Source organism: Anaerovibrio sp., assembly GCF_024697385.1.
Taxonomy (GTDB): domain Bacteria; phylum Bacillota; class Negativicutes; order Selenomonadales; family Selenomonadaceae; genus Anaerovibrio.
Map to the genome: position 1 here is coordinate 1 of NZ_JAILFV010000180.1, position 15,804 is coordinate 15,804.

At 41.8% G+C, this 15,804-nt stretch carries 13 protein-coding genes, 1 tRNA gene and 1 other RNA gene; all 15 read left to right on the forward strand.

Features of this window, described 5'->3' with window-relative positions; all coding sequences use genetic code 11:
- Positions 1–353: 353 nt before the first annotated feature.
- The 15 genes from K6C05_RS09430 (at position 354) to K6C05_RS09500 (ending at position 15,476) form a co-directional block, all read left to right on the forward strand.
- The gene (locus K6C05_RS09430) at positions 354–509 is read left to right on the forward strand and encodes a hypothetical protein (protein WP_296734048.1); all 156 of its coding nucleotides are present in this window, start codon (positions 354–356) and stop codon (positions 507–509) included.
- Positions 510–653: 144 nt separating this feature from the next.
- The gene (locus K6C05_RS09435) at positions 654–1,607 is read left to right on the forward strand and encodes a protein tyrosine phosphatase (RefSeq protein WP_296734049.1); all 954 of its coding nucleotides are present in this window, start codon (positions 654–656) and stop codon (positions 1,605–1,607) included.
- Positions 1,608–1,728: 121 nt separating this feature from the next.
- Entirely contained in the window at positions 1,729–3,054 is a 1,326-nt protein-coding gene (locus K6C05_RS09440; protein ID WP_296734053.1) for a hypothetical protein, read from the forward strand.
- Positions 3,055–3,070: 16 nt separating this feature from the next.
- Complete coding sequence (locus K6C05_RS09445; RefSeq protein ID WP_296734055.1) at positions 3,071–4,996, forward strand: hypothetical protein; 1,926 nt, start codon at positions 3,071–3,073, stop codon at positions 4,994–4,996.
- A gap of 263 nt (positions 4,997–5,259) precedes the next feature.
- Positions 5,260–7,263, forward strand: a complete 2,004-nt coding sequence (locus K6C05_RS09450; protein WP_296734057.1) for a methyl-accepting chemotaxis protein — start codon at positions 5,260–5,262, stop codon at positions 7,261–7,263.
- A 39-nt stretch (positions 7,264–7,302) separates the two neighbouring features.
- Entirely contained in the window at positions 7,303–8,571 is a 1,269-nt protein-coding gene (locus K6C05_RS09455; RefSeq protein WP_296734060.1) for an NAD(P)/FAD-dependent oxidoreductase, read from the forward strand.
- 316 nt (positions 8,572–8,887) lie between these two features.
- On the forward strand, positions 8,888–10,276 hold the full coding sequence (locus K6C05_RS09460) for an aspartate ammonia-lyase (RefSeq protein WP_296734063.1): 1,389 nt from the start codon (positions 8,888–8,890) through the stop codon (positions 10,274–10,276).
- A 287-nt stretch (positions 10,277–10,563) separates the two neighbouring features.
- Positions 10,564–10,950 (forward strand): response regulator, encoded by a 387-nt coding sequence (locus K6C05_RS09465; protein WP_296734065.1) that lies wholly within the window; start codon positions 10,564–10,566, stop codon positions 10,948–10,950.
- Positions 10,940–11,788 (forward strand): chemotaxis protein CheX, encoded by an 849-nt coding sequence (locus K6C05_RS09470; RefSeq protein WP_296734067.1) that lies wholly within the window; start codon positions 10,940–10,942, stop codon positions 11,786–11,788. Before K6C05_RS09465 ends, K6C05_RS09470 begins: the two co-directional genes overlap by 11 nt.
- Before the next feature lie 306 nt (positions 11,789–12,094).
- Positions 12,095–12,185 (forward strand) — tRNA-Ser (locus K6C05_RS09475).
- Positions 12,186–12,231: 46 nt separating this feature from the next.
- Positions 12,232–12,331: signal recognition particle sRNA small type (ffs, locus tag K6C05_RS09480), an RNA gene on the forward strand.
- Positions 12,332–12,458: 127 nt separating this feature from the next.
- On the forward strand, positions 12,459–14,165 hold the full coding sequence (gene dnaX / locus K6C05_RS09485; protein WP_296734070.1) for a DNA polymerase III subunit gamma/tau: 1,707 nt from the start codon (positions 12,459–12,461) through the stop codon (positions 14,163–14,165).
- 102 nt (positions 14,166–14,267) lie between these two features.
- The gene (locus K6C05_RS09490; protein ID WP_296734073.1) at positions 14,268–14,603 is read left to right on the forward strand and encodes a YbaB/EbfC family nucleoid-associated protein; all 336 of its coding nucleotides are present in this window, start codon (positions 14,268–14,270) and stop codon (positions 14,601–14,603) included.
- A 3-nt stretch (positions 14,604–14,606) separates the two neighbouring features.
- Positions 14,607–15,203: a recombination mediator RecR gene (gene recR / locus K6C05_RS09495; RefSeq protein WP_296734076.1), complete on the forward strand. Its 597-nt coding sequence runs from the start codon at positions 14,607–14,609 to the stop codon at positions 15,201–15,203.
- A gap of 51 nt (positions 15,204–15,254) precedes the next feature.
- The gene (locus K6C05_RS09500) at positions 15,255–15,476 is read left to right on the forward strand and encodes a pro-sigmaK processing inhibitor BofA family protein (protein WP_296734079.1); all 222 of its coding nucleotides are present in this window, start codon (positions 15,255–15,257) and stop codon (positions 15,474–15,476) included.
- Positions 15,477–15,804: the final 328 nt, after the last annotated feature.

The following is a 15,804-nucleotide window of genomic DNA, read 5'->3' on the forward strand; positions in this document are numbered from 1 at the left end:
AGCTTTAAGATGTCCCCTTCCTCTTTAGGTGGGGGAAAACAAACTACAACAGCTGGCGAGCATATCTCCCAGCTCGTTGAAACGCTAATTGGAAGATTTTTCTTCTAAAGAAGAAAAATTTGAACAATGGCGTTATAAAACCTGACTATTAATTGATATGATACCTCCTAAGTAGATAAGGAAATTATCAAAACTACTTAGGCGGTATTTTTTTATGGCAAAATTAAAGCATTATAACGAGCTTAAGCTGTCCCCCTTCCTTTTTAGGTAGGGGTAATCAATCTATAACAGCTGGTGAGCATATCTCCCACCTCGTTGTGACACGAAGTTAGTCCCTTTAGGGGAAACGCTAATTGGAAGATTTTTCTTGTTTAAAAGAAAAATTTGAACAATGGCGATATAAGGCTTTTGGTAGATTTGCCAGAATAGTTTCTATAAAATATTGCGGAAATATTCTCAAAAATATAAGGATATTGGCGTTTTATAACAAAGAAGCTTGCAAAATATGAGCAACATAAGTACAATAAAGTTGACGGTAGAGGATGACTCCTAAGTAATATGCTCATTTGGGAATGTTTTCCCAGGAATATATTCTAGTCATTATCTTAAAAAAACAAGATTTTAAAGTATCAAGAAGAAAAAGAGGTGATATTATGAAACATTTTACTTCCTGGTTATCAGTGGCATTAACAGCTGTATTAATGCTTTACTGCAGTTTGACAATGGCGGCTGAACCGGTAAATGGGCAATTCTTAAAATTTGATCGGATTTATGGGGTTTCTAATATGCCCAATGAATATCGGGCAGCATCAGAAGAAAAATTTAAAAGGGCGAAAGATGATATATATCCATCTGCATATGGCCTTAAGGATTTGCGTGTTTCAGGGAGCAGCTTTTTTTCAAAAAATGAATTTGAAGCTTTACTGCAAAAGATTCCTGCTGAAAGGAAAGCTATTATTGTTTTAGATTTGCGCAATGAATCCCATGGTTATATTAATGGCCATGGTGTGAGCTGGTATAGTCGATATAAGACCTTTAACAAAGGGTTGTCAGCAGATCAGGTGGATGAACGGGAATGTGCTCTTTTGGCGGATGTAAAGCAGAAGGGATATGCTGATATTGCTGTGCAAGCCAAGAATAAGGACATTGTATTTACAGTGCCGATTCAGGTTGAATCTGTAATGACAGAAAAAGAATATTTGGAATCTTTAGGGATAAGGTATTTTCGTATTCCAATCATGGATTATACGGCACCAACAAACGCAAATATAGATCGATTTGTTGAGTTTTATAAAACCTTACCAGCTAATAGTTGGATACATGCTCATTGTGAAGCGGGAGTTGGCCGCACAACCATAGCGTTGAGTATGATAGATATGCTGCATAATGCCGGTAAATTGAGCTACGATGAAATAATGACCCGTCAGGTGCTGATGGGGGGGCAGGATGTACGCAAATCTGCAAAGAAAGCAACAGATACCTATAAAACGGAAAATTATCCAAAGCGGGCTGAGTTTACACGCCGATTTTATGATTATGCAAAAGAACATCCTGATCTGAGCATAAGCTGGAGTCAATGGTGTAAAGAAAAAGGCTATGTTGAGTGAATCGCATGCGTATACCGTGGACTGTATCTTGGGGGGATGCGAGATGTTCGCGAATATGATATAGACATTTTGTTAATGTCATCGAACTTATTGTTGTTATATTTATTTAAGGGGGAGAAAAATGAAATCTTTTATGGGGAAAAAGAAAATGCTGGCTTGTCTGGTAGCGGCCGGTCTGGCAGCAAATTTGGTTGGCGGATCGCCAGTGGAGGCAAAAAAATCTGATGATGCCTCCACCACCACCTTGGAGCAGCAAATGACTGAACTTCAGGCCCGTATGGCTGAATTGGAAGAACAGTTAAAAGCAGTTAAGGCCAGTGAAAAGGCTACTAAAGAGCAATTAAAGAAGAAAGACAAAAATAAGAGTAAGCTGGTCTGGTCCGGGAGTCTCAAAACAGGTCTTGAAATGGAAACCAACAAAAATGATAAGTTAAAGTCCGAATTCCGTCTCTATGGTGATGCAAATATGGGGGACGGATGGTTAGCTAATATTGGTATTAAGATTAAATCCACCACTGAAATGCCATTCCACGATAATTCAGGAAAATATAAGGATGGCTATGAGAAAAATAAGATTTTGCTAAATGCTGCTAATGTAACCAAACAGTTTGGTAAGTTTGGCGATGCAAATACCGGAGCCATTACCTTGGGTACTATGAAGGCCAAGGTCGGTGAAGGATTGTGGCTGTCTAAGGGTGGTACCAACCAGTTCCTGGGTGAGTATTATATTACCAAGAATGATATATTCCGTGCTTCCTACGGTTATGATGCTCATGATTACCTCTGTAATGAGTATGATGGCCGGGCAAGATGGGATGCCGCAAAAGGCAAGGTAAAAGCTGCTGATGGACCTACTCATATGCGTCTGTTATATTTCTTTGATTATAGGCATTTGTTTGCCAAGAAGAGTGATAAGCGTATAGTTGATCAATATGCCGGTATATATTATGGCAGACATCAGCCAGACAGATATCTGGGCTTTTATGGCCGTACCCCAATTGTTGGCAAGCTGTGGGCTTCCGGTGAGTATATTACTGATTATAATACCAGTCGTTTCTATGCCTCCGATAAGGAAGCTGAGGGGATGTATAGCTATGGTTATGATTATATTGGTTCCAACAAAAAAACTAATGGCTATGTATTCGAGCTTCATTATGGCAATGCCAAGAAAGCCGGCGACTGGGAGGTTGCTTTGAGCTGGCTCAAGGCTGATCAGAACCTCTTTATGAATGACAAGTACACAGCCTATGATGATTATCTTGATCAGGTTGGTTACAAGGGCGTTGGTGCTGAGTTCAGTTATCAGCTCAGCAAGGCCTCCAAGCTGTCCCTTATCCGGTTCTGGGCTCATACTGTATCAGATTCTTCAAATGTTGATACTGAAGGAAATGTACAGGGTGAAAATACCAAGAATCAGGTTTATCTGAAACTTACTACTAAATTCTGATAAAGGAGAATAAGTTATGTTTATACAAAAGAAAACCCTTGTTTCCTTAGGTTTGGCAGTAATGATTGCGTTGCAGTTCTCGGCAGCCGGCTTGGCTAAATCTGATGATTCGGCCAGTAAAAATGCAGATTTTAAGGCACCGGAGCTTGCCCTAAAGGTTGACCGGTATGACAAGGAACAATTGCCGCGTAATTTCCGTACCAGCATGGATAAGCTCAAAAACAAGGCCCGTGATGGTGTCCTGCCGTCTGATGTTGGTTTAAAGGATTTAAATGTATCGGCATCCAGTTGTTTTTCGGAAAAGGAACTGGAAAATATTCTGTTGGCTGTTCCGGTAGATGCGGATAAGTTCTATGATATTGACCTGCGTCAGGAGTCACATGGATATTTTGACGGTATGGCTGTCAGCTGGTTCTCCAAGAAGGACTGGGGTAATGATGGTCGTATGCAATATATTGTGGAGCATGTTGAAACGGACCAGCTGAATAAGGTATCCAAAGCAGCGAAAAATGGCGAGCAGATTGAGGTTTATACCTTTGAAGATAAAGGTAACAAAGTAGGCCCGCCACAGAATTTCACCGTTGGCAAGGTGATGAATGAGGCGCAAATGGTGAAAAAGCATGGTGCTAATTACTTCCGTTTGGCTGTCCAGGACCATTTTACCCCATCTGACCGGCAGGTGGATGAGTTCCTGGCCTTTTGGAAGACTTTGCCAAAGGATGCCTGGCTCCATTATCATTGTTATGCCGGTATGGGCCGTACTACCATTTTTATGGTAATGCATGATATTTTGAAGAGCGCACCAAAAGGCGTTTCCTTCAATGATATAATCAAGCGTCAGGCTATTCTGGGCAAGACTGATCTTAGTGAAATTCCTGATAAGAAGAAAAACTGGGAAAGACAGCTTTATGTAGATCGGTATGTATTTACTAAGCAGTTTTACAAGTATGTAACCCAGCACCCGGAGCTGGACAAGCCTTATTCTCAGTGGGCAAAGGAAAACAGCTTTGATCGGGATGTGGATTACTCCGGTTTCATTTGGCGTATTGATACCGCTAACAAGGATGAATTACCACGGAATTTCCGTGCATGCTATTCTGATTACACCAATGAAGTAAAAGGCAAGGTGTCCAAATACTTTGAGGGTGGTACTGGGCTGAATCCAACCCGCCAGGGTCTGGATAAGATGCATGCATCTGCCAGTGGCATGATGTCTGAGGGCGAATTTAAAGCCGTAATCAAAGAAATTCGTAAGCACACCAATGGTCCAATCTATGATATCGACCTTCGTCAGGAGTCCCATGGAATTATCAACGGAAATGGCTGCAGCTGGTATGGTCTCCGTGACTGGGGTAACTTCAATAAGAATGATGTTTTTGAGGACATCATCAAAGATGAGCGTGACCGTTTGAATGCCATTAAGGGCAAGGATATTACTATGGCGGCTGTGGAGTCTGGCAAATATGATAAGTATGCCAAAGATCCTAAGGTAGTTAAGGCCGTAACTGTAATGACTGAGGAGGAATTGGCCAAGGCTAATGGCGTTAACTACTTCCGTATTACCGCCCTTGATCATCTCTGGCCTGCCCCTCAGTATATCGATCGGTTTATTGATTTCTACAAGAAGCTGCCAAAGGATGCATGGCTCCATTTCCATTGCCAGGCCGGTGCAGGGCGAACCACTGCATTTATGGCTATGTTGGATATTATGACTAATCCAGAAGTTGAACTTACTGAAATCCTAAAGCGGCAGTACCTTATTGGTGGAAATTATGTGGCTTATATTATAAAGAAACCTAAGGATACAGATTATAAGGCTGATTTTTATGCTGACAAGGCCCGTATGATTAAGTGGTTTTATAAGTATGTCAATGAGAATAAAAAAGATAACTATGCAACTCCGTGGTCCAAGTGGATTGCGAAGAAAGATGTTGTTAAGTAAAATAAATCGATCCATATTATACTAATAGCTCATAATACCCTCCTGAGATTAAGAAGTAGGAGTTGCGATGAAACGCAGCTCCTATTTCTTGTTTAGGCGCGATTCTTTTGTGTTTTGAACAATGCCTTAAAGCCTGAATGAATCCTTAATCAAGTACAGGTGCTTTTTATCATGGTAAAAGGGCTGAAACAAAGTTATGCTAGTATGAGCCATATCGGAATAGAGATATTTGTTATCATCAATAAAAGGAAATGGAGTTTTTTATGCAACATAGAAAGAGCTTGAAAACACGAATGCTTATGGTACTTATTGTACCTATATTATTAATCTGGGGCGGAGTGAATATATATTCCTATAACCAATCGGAAACTATGCTGGAAAAGCAGATTATGGATACGCTAAGCTATGCAGCTGCCAGCAGCAGTGAACGAATTTATAATGAGTTGAAGTCAAAGGAAGAAGCGGCCGAAGTAACGGCTATTTACCTCGGCAACAGCAGTATTGATCAGCAGGCCGAAATGGTATATCTGAAGAGTGTAAAGACGGCAACGGAGGGCGTTCAGTCGGTTTATACAGGTTATGCCGATAAGACAGCGGCCGACTCCCAAGGGATTACGGAAAAAGAAAAGCCAGCTGGCTATGATCCTACCACCAGAGCCTGGTATAAGGCCGCTATGGCGGTAAATGGGGTGGCCTATACGCCGGTTTATGAGGAATCCAAAACCAAGAAGTTGGCCGCAGGAATTGTCCACAAGATTGTTCGGGATGGACAGTCCGTGGGGGTAGCAGGTATAACCTTGGATGTGGAAGCCATTCGTCAGGTGGCCCAAGATTTTAAATTGGGAGAAAAGGGGTATGCGGCTATCGTAGGCCAGGATGGTAGCTTGATCTATTATCCGGGGGTGTCCCTTAGTGATAATCTGAAAGATATTGATAATGGGGCATTGGCACCGGTGGAGGCCCAACTGTTGGGGGGGCAGTCTACAATGCTTCACCGTGAAATTAGTGGACAGGAATATTTAATGGCTGCCGCACCAATCGGGGCTACCGGGCTGACCTTCATAGTTTTTGTTCCAGAGGCTGAAATGATGGCACCGGTATATTCTCTGGGGTGGATTTATGTAACATCATGCCTGTTTGGTATCTTAGTATTGGTGGGGCTGATTATCTGGGTAACAGGTCGTATCGTCGGTCGGTTGGAAGCATTGGAAGGAATGGCGGCCCGGATTTCCGAGGGAGATTTGCGTACCAGTAATGAAGAAAGAAGTGTGTCTCCTGATGGTGATGAAATTGACCGTCTGCTCTATCGCTATGTGCAGATGAAGCGGCACCTGCGGGATGTTATTAAGGGTGTTCGCAATTCTGCCAATGAGCTGGTGGAATCCAGTGGACGGTTTAATGAGATAACCTCCCAGTCGGCTCAGGCATCCACTACGGTGGCGGCATCTATAACGGTTGTGGGTGAACAAATGGAAGGCCAGGTGAAAAATTTCAATGAGATTTCTAGCCTTACCGAGCAGGTGGCTGGTCATATTGAAGATGTAACTGGTAATATTGAAACCACCCGTAAAGCTGCTATAGATGCAGAAACTGCCACGGAAAACGGCAATCGGTTAATAGATGAAATTGTGACCAAGATACAGGCCACCTCGGAAACCTCCCGGATTGCTCATGAAACATCGGGTACTTTGGAGGAAAGCTCCAAGAAGATTGCGCAGATTGTCGAATTGATTTCCGGGATTGCCGGACAGACTAATCTGTTGGCCTTAAATGCCGCTATTGAGGCGGCTCGGGCCGGTGAACATGGTCGCGGGTTTGCGGTAGTAGCTGATGAGGTGCGTAAATTGGCGGAGCAGTCCGACGAAGCTGCCGGACAAATTGCAGGCCTTATCCAGCAAAATGGTAAGGATATACGGAATGTGGTGGCGTCTATAGAAGAGTCCCAGCAAAATGTCCAGGAAAGTGTGGAGGCAGTTGATTTGGCCGGTCGGGAGTTCCAGGAGATTTCCCAGCGAGTTACCGAGCTGAACACCCGGATGGGCAATATTACTACTGCTATGAGGGAATTGGCCACTGCCAGTCGAAAAATTGCTGATTCCGTTGATGGGGCCAACGAGCAGGCGGAGTGTTCCATGGACGAAGCTCGTAATGTTTCGGCTTCAGCGGAGGAACAATCGGCGGCTATTACGGAAATCGCCCAGGCTAGCGGGCGCTTAGCGGAATTGGCCGGAGGTATGCAGCAAACGGTGGAGCGGTTTCAGGTTTAAAACAGATACATAGGATTTAGGGATACGGGGGAATAAATTTTGGAAGAAAAAATACCACATGTGGTAATTGTTGGAGCCGGATTTGGCGGTGTGGCAGCCATAAAGGCCCTGGCAGGTACAAATGTGAAAATAACACTAGTGGACCGGACAAATTACCATTTGTTTCAGCCACTATTATATCAGCTGTCCACATCGGTACTGTCCACAGACGATATATCCTTTCCGGTGCGGGCCATGTTTCGTAAGCGAAAAAATATTGACTTGTTTATGGCCCAAGCTACAGACATTGATGGGAAAAATAAGATTTTGCATACCAATCATGGGGAGATCGCCTATGATTATTTGATTGTATCGGCGGGAGCAACTACCAATTACTTTGGCCTGGAAAGCGTGGAAAAATATTCCTATGGTATGAAAACCATTCAGGAAACATTGCATATCAGAAATCATGTGCTGCACATGTTTGAGCGTGCAAATAAACAGTTGGACAGCGAAGATGTTCGGAGACAGATGCTCACATTTATTTGTGTTGGTGGTGGACCCACAGGCGTGGAAGAGGCAGGTGCATTAGCTGAACTTGTAGCAGTACAAAAGCTGGATTATCCTCATCTGAATTTTGATGAAGTGAGTATTAAACTTATTGAAGCCACAGACACTGTATTGCCTATGATGCCGGAAAAATTGAGAAATTATACTTTAAAAGTGTTGAGGAAAAAGGGCGTAGAGGTCATGCTGAATACAGCTGTGGCTGATTGTAGCGAAGATGGTTTGACATTAAAAGATGGAACTTTTATTCCTAGTAAGACCGTTATCTGGGCAGCAGGCGTCAAAGCCAATCCTGTAGTTGCTACACTTGGGACCAAATGTGATCGGTCAGGCAGAATTATTGTTACCAAAACCTTGCAGGTTCCCGGATATCCGGAAATATTTGCAATAGGCGACAATGCCTGTTTTTTACATAATGATAGACCTTTACCAACTGTTGCCCCTGTCGCTTGTCAGGAAGCACATGCTGCCGTTGATAATATTCGAAAATTATTATCAGGGCAAAAAACATTAAAGGAATTTGTATATAAGGATCATGGTAGTATGGCAACCATTGGTCGCTGTGAAGCAGTTGTGTCCTGGGGTTATTTGAGGATTGGGGGATTTCTGGCCTGGTGTATTTGGATGTTTTTACATTTGCTGCGGTTGGAAGGAATACATGCTGATATTACAGTTGGAATAAAATGGATGTGGAATTTTATTTCCGGGACCAGATTGGGGCGTATTATCACAAATATAAAATTTGAAGATATAAATGATTAGTAAGGGATATGTTTATGATAGTGAATTTGCAGATATTTCTCAGCAGCTGATTTGCGAAGGTAGGATTATGTTGCAGTGCAGAGGGGGTATTATATAGGGTTTTAGTACTGAAAAACACTGGTTTAGGCAAGCAATGAGGGCCTTTAAGAAATCAATTATTTTTATTATGTAGTATCATAAATAAAATATATGGAAAAATAGTAAAATATTTATGAAAAATGCTTGCATAATACCATATATAATGATATTCTTCAATTAAAGAATATTGTATACAAAATACAAACGGGTAAATATTTTTTTGAGAGGAGAGTATGAGATGAGAAAAGAACATGATTTCTTAGGGGAACTGGAAGTGCCTGATGATGTTTATTATGGGGTTCAGACACTGCGGGCAATGGAAAATTTCTGTATCACCGGCCAGCGTGTGGACAGTGACTTTGTTCAGGCTATGGCAAAGGTCAAGAAAGCTGCTGCTTTGGCCAACATGTCTACTGGGAGGATGCCAGAGGATGTAGGTAAATTACTGGTGGCAGTTACAGATGAAATCATTGCCGGTAAGCTGCTGGATCAATTTCCGGTGGATCCTATCCAGGGCGGTGCGGGTACATCCTTCAATATGAATATGAATGAGGTTATGTGCAATCGTGCATTGGAAATGAGTGGTAAGCCAAAGGGGAGCTATGACATCATTTCACCTAATAACCATGGTAATATGGCTCAGTCTACCAATGATACATTTCCAACAGCAATCAAAGTGTGCTTGAGCTTTAAGTCCAAAAAGTTGATTGCAGCATTGGATCGTTTGGCAACTGAGTTGGAAAAGAAAGCCAAGGAATTTGCTGATATTGTTAAAATGGGACGCACCCACCTGCAGGATGCTGTGCCAATTACCTTGGGACAGGAAATGGGCTCCTATGCATCTTCGATTCGTCGTGGAATTAGCCGTATTGAGCATGCAATAAGTGAAATTCATGTCATGAACATGGGTGGTACTGCTGTAGGTACAGGTCTTAATGCTGAGCCTGAATATATCAAAAAGGTAGCAGAAATACTCAGTGAAGTTACTGGTGAGACTTATCGTACAGCTGATAATATGATTGATGCTACAAATAATACCGACGGCTTTGCAGATGTATCAGCTGCCATGAAGAATACAGCATTGGTGCTTATTAAAATGGCAAATGATTTCAGACTTATGGCTTCCGGGCCTAGATGTGGTTTTTATGAGTTGAAGCTTCCTATGCGTCAGCCAGGATCTTCTATCATGCCTGGCAAGGTAAATCCTGTTATTGCTGAGGTATTGAACCAGACCTGCTACCAGGTTATTGGTAATGATTTGGCTGTAACCTTTGGAGTTGAGAATGGTCAGTTTGAATTAAATGTAATGGAGCCTGTTATGGCATTTAATATGTTTAATTCCATGAATTACCTGACTAATGCGGTTAATGGCTTCGTTGACAAGCTGTTGATTAATTTGCAGCCTAATGTTGAGCAATGCCAGTATTGGATTGACAGAAGTGTTGGAATAGTTACTGCTTTGCTGCCACATGTCGGGTATGAGAATGCCGCTATGTTGGCCAAGGAGGCCTATAACAGCGGGCGACCAATCAGGGAGGTAATTCTTGAAAAAGGTCTGCTTACGAAGGAAAAGCTGGATGTTATTTTGTCACCAAAAGCTATGACTACACCTGGAATTGTCGGGTAAGCAACATAAAAGGCGGTAAGATGGCTCCTCATACGGGGAGCCATTTTTGTGCAAGAAATACATAATTCACTGTGCTGTTATAAAAAAATATTTTTAAGTGTAATATTAAGATTAATAAAGGCATATTTGAAGTATTTAAATTATAGTTGTTAAAATAATTCTATTTGTCAGCAGGAAAAATAGAGATAATATAGAATTTTTTAAGATGACCAAGAATATTTAAGTGTGGTATAATATCTCATATGCTATATGTAATTGCAGAAATACTTTAAAGGGAGGTGGCATAGTTGGCTGATAAGTTGAAAATCCTTATTACAGATGATTCAAAGTTGTTAAGGAAAAAACTGCGTGAGGTTTTGGAACAGCTTGGATGCGATGTGATTGAGGCAGAGAATGGAAAAGAGGCCATAATGAAGGATCTTCAGGAGCAGCCTGATGGTGTTATCCTTGATATTGTAATGCCAGAGGTTGGTGGAATAGAGGCTCTTCAAGTTATCAAGGAGGTAAATCCTGAGATGCCTGTTATCATGCTCTCTTCAGCTGGAACATCTCAAAAGTTAAAAGAAACTTTGGATCTAGGGGCATTAGATTTCATACAGAAGCCGTATACACAAGAGCAGATACAGCAGGCTGTTGAACGAATACGGAGAAAGGTTGAGGAAAATGGGCAATAGATACTTTTCTCAGTATTTATTAAACATCGGCGTGCTCTCAGACAAGAATGTAGATATGGTGATGTCCAAATCAATTGATGCTGTACCGCAATTGCCTTTATTGGCAGTTCAGCACCAATATTTATCTGAGGATCAGCTGACTAAGTTACTGGAAGCGGATAATGCTTCAGAAGCTCTGAAGACCGATGGGATATTATCTGAATCTCAATTGGATAGCCTGAAGAATATGGCACCGGGCCGTGATGCTTATATAGCTCAGGCCTTGCTTGATGTAGGAATATGTAACCTACGGGAATTGGATAAATTATATAAGGAATACGAGGCGTTAGACGAAAAGCCTATTCAGGTTGCTGTTAATGCCCTTGTTGCCAAGTATGATGATATGAATCCGGTTGAGGAGATATATGGGGAATATGCAGAAATGTTTATAGGTGCATTACAGCGTTTTATGAATACAGATGCTGTAATAATGCCAGAACCTGCTGTTCCTGAGTTAACCGGTACACATATTGTGTCTCAGAGTATGGGTGGAGAAATTTCCCTTGCCGTAGCCGTCATGGCCGAGGATGATATTTTCCTGGAAATGGCGAAGCGTTATAGCGGGGAAGACATGACACAGGTTGATACCATGGCAGAAGACAGTCTGGCTGAGTTCATCAATGTTTTGAATGGCTTGTATATTGTCAACCTGTCAGGCAAGGATTACGATATGGATCTTGATTTGCCGAGGAGTTTTCAGAATGTAAAACCTATGGCCAGCAGTATGATTGCTATGAGGATAGTAACAGTTTTTGGGTCATTTATTGTATTCTTGGCCGAGGATGATTTCTTATATTAATATGGTGCGGTTATGGGAGGCTTATACCTCCCTTATTTTTTCTGTTGGTGTTTGTTATATCATAATGTGAATGAAAGTATCCGTTTCCTTTATAGGGTGACAGGTGACAAATATATGTTTCTCTCTTCATTGGAAATCAAGCCGTTATCCTTGGGCAGGGTGTTAATGAGAGCCTTTTCCTTATGAAAAAGAAAATTTTGAATAATGGCTCTGTAAAACTATTGACAAGGGTTGGAAAGTTTGCTAAACTTAGTACCGTTGTGATGAGCCGACAATTAAATAATAGATTTTATTTGTCAAGCAAGTGGAGAGTTGTCCGAGTGGTTGAAGGAGCACGCCTGGAAAGCGTGTGTACGGTGATACTGTACCGAGAGTTCGAATCTCTCACTCTCCGCCATTTTTATATCTAAAAATAAGTGATCTTTTTAAGATTGGACCGCAGTGTCTTGGTCTCGCGCAAGGCAGTCTCATGAACCTCGTCAGGTCCGGAAGGAAGCAGCGATAAGTGAATCGCTGTCTGTGCCGTGAGGTAGCCTGGAGGCTGTGGCCCAATGTTGAAAAGAATTATTCCTTACTAATTAAAGTAAGGATTTTTTTTTATAGCGCGATGGGACTCATTCCTGTGGTAAAATATAACAGAATGATAAACTGAATTTTAGGGGGTGAAGGTATGGCCTATATGGCTTTATACAGGAAATGGCGGCCAGATGATTTTTCTAATCTGGTAGGACAGGAGCATGTCAGTCGTACCCTTGCCAATGCTATAAAAAGTGGACGAATAGGACATGCGTATTTGTTTTCCGGTCCTCGTGGCACAGGAAAAACCAGTACCGCCAAAATTCTGGCGAAGGCTCTTAATTGCGAGAAGGGGCCAACTATTGAGCCATGTAATAAATGTGCAGCCTGTCAACGCATTAATTCCGGAAATTCAATGGATGTTTTTGAGATAGATGCTGCATCCAACCGTGGTATTGATGAGATTCGTGATTTGCGGGAAACGGTCAAGTTTGCACCTGTTAATGGGCGGTATAAGATTTACATAATTGATGAGGTACATATGCTGACGACTGAGGCTTTTAATGCGTTGCTGAAAACCTTGGAGGAACCGCCGGAACATGTAGTATTTATAATGGCGACCACTGAGGCTCATAAGGTACCGGCAACCATACAATCCAGATGTCAGCGTTACGATTTTAAGCGAATAACCGTTGATGACATATATGGTCGTCTTAAAAAGGTTGTAGATGATATGAATATCCAGGCGTCTGATGAGGCTTTGCGTATGATTGCCATTAAGGCTGATGGTGGTATGCGTGATGCTCTTAGCTTGTTGGATCAGTGTATTGCCCTATCTGAGCAAAACCTTACTATGGAGCGGGTACAACAGCTCCTGGGCCTGGTAGGTAGAGAATGGCTGGACAACCTGGTAGATGTCTTACAGAAGCGTGATGCAGCCGGGGCGTTAAATCTGGTAGGGGAAATTATCAGAGATGGCAAAGATCTGCAACAGGTTCTTGGCGAGCTGGGGATGCACTTTAGAGGACTGATGATTTTTAAGGCTGCAGGATTAATTGACGGTATCGATTATTACAGCCAAAAGGACGACTTTATAAAAAAGCAGGCATCAGGCTTTACCCAAGAGCAGATTATATGGATTATCAAGCGGCTACATGAGGCAAGTTCAGAAGTGAAATGGTCGCCACAGCCACGCATTGCAGTGGAGGCGGCATTGCTGGAAATATGCCAGTGTGACAGCCGGATGAGCAGTGTTACCAGCAATACCCAGGTCAATGCTGCTGTTGATGATGGCCGCATTGCGCAGCTTGAAGCAAAATTAGCTCATGTGATGGGGATGTTGCGCAATAACAATAATGTCAATGCTGCTGCTTCGACACCTACTGGCAAAATCAGAACGGCCACACCAATAAAAAATATCACTAAACAGCCTGTAGTGCGTGCGGATATTACTGAGGATGGTGCCAGAATATGGCAGAAGACAGTTGATGCATTTAAGGCGGCAGGTAAAGATCAGGTCCTGGCATGCCTTAAAAACTGTTCTTTTATGGGAATAAATGAAACACAATTTGTCCTGGGAATTCCTGCTGGTGTTATCGGTGGCTTGTTTGAGCGCCTATACAAAGCAAAAGTGGAGGAAGTCTTTAACAGTGTAAGCGGAATGAATCTTCAGCTGATTTGTCAGGAAATGACAGAACCTCCAAAGCCTAAAGAGATACCGGAAGACATCCAGGAAAATATTCCACCGCCTAATGATGATGATTTCGGTATCGAAGATTTGGATGAGGTCGAAAAGGCCCGTCTCGATGTAGCTATAGATGTGTTTGGCGATGGATTGATACATCCTGAGGATATCAAGTAATATAGTATTTGACGCAAAAACCATATTTTGATAGCATTAGCATATGATTGAGTTGATAGGGAGTTTTTCTTAATTAGTATATTTGTTTAGGAGGAATAAATAATGTTTGGTGGTATGGGTGGCATGAATAATATGAATGGCATGATGAAAAAGATGCAAAAGCTGCAGAAGCAGATGCAGGACATGCAGGAACAGCTGAAGCAGAAGACTGTTGATGTTACTGCTGGTGGCGGAGCAGTAACGATTACCATGAATGGTGAGAAGGAGGTAAAGGGGATTGTTATAGATCCGGCTGCGGTAGATCCTGATGATGTTGAGATGTTGCAGGACTTGCTGGCTGCTGCGTTCAATGAAGCCTCCAAGAAGGTTGATGACATGATGGCCAGTGAGATGGGAAAACTCACCGGCGGTTTGGGCTTGCCTCCGGGAATGTTTTGATTTATGGAATATATAGCGCCTTTGGCGGAATTAATAGAACATTTCAGGGCATTGCCGGGGATAGGAAATAAAACGGCAATAAGATTGGCGTATCACATTTTGGACATGGATATGGATAAGGCAAGGGGATTGGCAGGCGCCATTATAAAAGCCAAGGAAAAAATAGGCTATTGTAAGACATGCTTTAATCTAAGTGATGAGAATCCATGCCGCATCTGTAGCTCGGACAGCAGAGATCATTCGGTAATTTGTGTAGTAGAGCAGCCCCAGGATGTGGCTGCCATGGAAAGAATGCGTGATTTCAAGGGAGTATATCATGTATTACATGGTGTGCTGTCTCCTTTGGAAGGCATTGGCCCTGAAAATATTAAAATAAAAGAACTTTTGGCACGGTTGCATGATGATCAGGTAAAAGAAATAATCATGGCTACCAATCCTAATGTTGAGGGTGAAGCAACAGCAATGTATATTGCCAAGTTAGTAAAGCCAATTGGTATCAGGGTGACTCGTATTGCACATGGACTGCCGGTTGGTGGCGATCTGGAATATGCAGATGAAGTAACATTGTCCCGTGCAATGGAGAACCGAATTGAATTATGATTTGTGCAGGCTGGCATGCGTCAGCCTGTCTGTCTTTCTGGGAGGATTTATATGTTAACTTTTATAGGATTTGTAGTGGCTGCTATAGCTGTTTACATTATTGGAAAACTTATATCAATACCATTTAAGGTAATCAAGAATATTATTGTTGGATTAATTGTTGGTTCTGCTGCAATTTGGACAGTAAATCTTTTTGGTATGGGAATAGAGATGAATGTCATAAATGCATTGCTTGCAAGTATAGTAGTATATATTGTTTCTTCAATTTTGTAATATTTTAAAAAATATGTTGACAACAGTGGTTAAAATGTGTAACATAATACAAGTCGTCACCAATATATCATAGGATAATAATCATATGTGTTTATAGGTGATAACATGAAATAACTGAAATTTGTTAATGTTTTTAATTAATTTAAAAAACTTATTGACAAGTTTTGCAAAAAGAGTTATATTATACAAGCTGACTCATGAAGTCGGCGGTGTTCTTTGAAAACTAAACAATGCAACAGGAATCATGCACACATGATTCAAGCCAGATGATGGTATTACTTCTTCGGAAGTAATAAACATACAATAGTTTGTTGGAGCAATATCCAAG

What these genes read in the sequence shown, in the direction of transcription:
- K6C05_RS09450 (WP_296734057.1), top strand. Translation starts at nt 5,260, where the DNA reads ATGCAACATAGAAAGAGCTTGAAAACACGAATGCTTATGGTACTTATT.
- dnaX (WP_296734070.1), top strand. Translation starts at nt 12,459, where the DNA reads ATGGCCTATATGGCTTTATACAGGAAATGGCGGCCAGATGATTTTTCT.
- K6C05_RS09445 (WP_296734055.1), top strand. Translation starts at nt 3,071, where the DNA reads ATGTTTATACAAAAGAAAACCCTTGTTTCCTTAGGTTTGGCAGTAATG.
- K6C05_RS09470 (WP_296734067.1), top strand. Translation starts at nt 10,940, where the DNA reads ATGGGCAATAGATACTTTTCTCAGTATTTATTAAACATCGGCGTGCTC.
- K6C05_RS09435 (WP_296734049.1), top strand. Translation starts at nt 654, where the DNA reads ATGAAACATTTTACTTCCTGGTTATCAGTGGCATTAACAGCTGTATTA.
- K6C05_RS09440 (WP_296734053.1), top strand. Translation starts at nt 1,729, where the DNA reads ATGAAATCTTTTATGGGGAAAAAGAAAATGCTGGCTTGTCTGGTAGCG.
- K6C05_RS09500 (WP_296734079.1), top strand. Translation starts at nt 15,255, where the DNA reads ATGTTAACTTTTATAGGATTTGTAGTGGCTGCTATAGCTGTTTACATT.
- recR (WP_296734076.1), top strand. Translation starts at nt 14,607, where the DNA reads ATGGAATATATAGCGCCTTTGGCGGAATTAATAGAACATTTCAGGGCA.
- K6C05_RS09490 (WP_296734073.1), top strand. Translation starts at nt 14,268, where the DNA reads ATGTTTGGTGGTATGGGTGGCATGAATAATATGAATGGCATGATGAAA.
- K6C05_RS09460 (WP_296734063.1), top strand. Translation starts at nt 8,888, where the DNA reads ATGAGAAAAGAACATGATTTCTTAGGGGAACTGGAAGTGCCTGATGAT.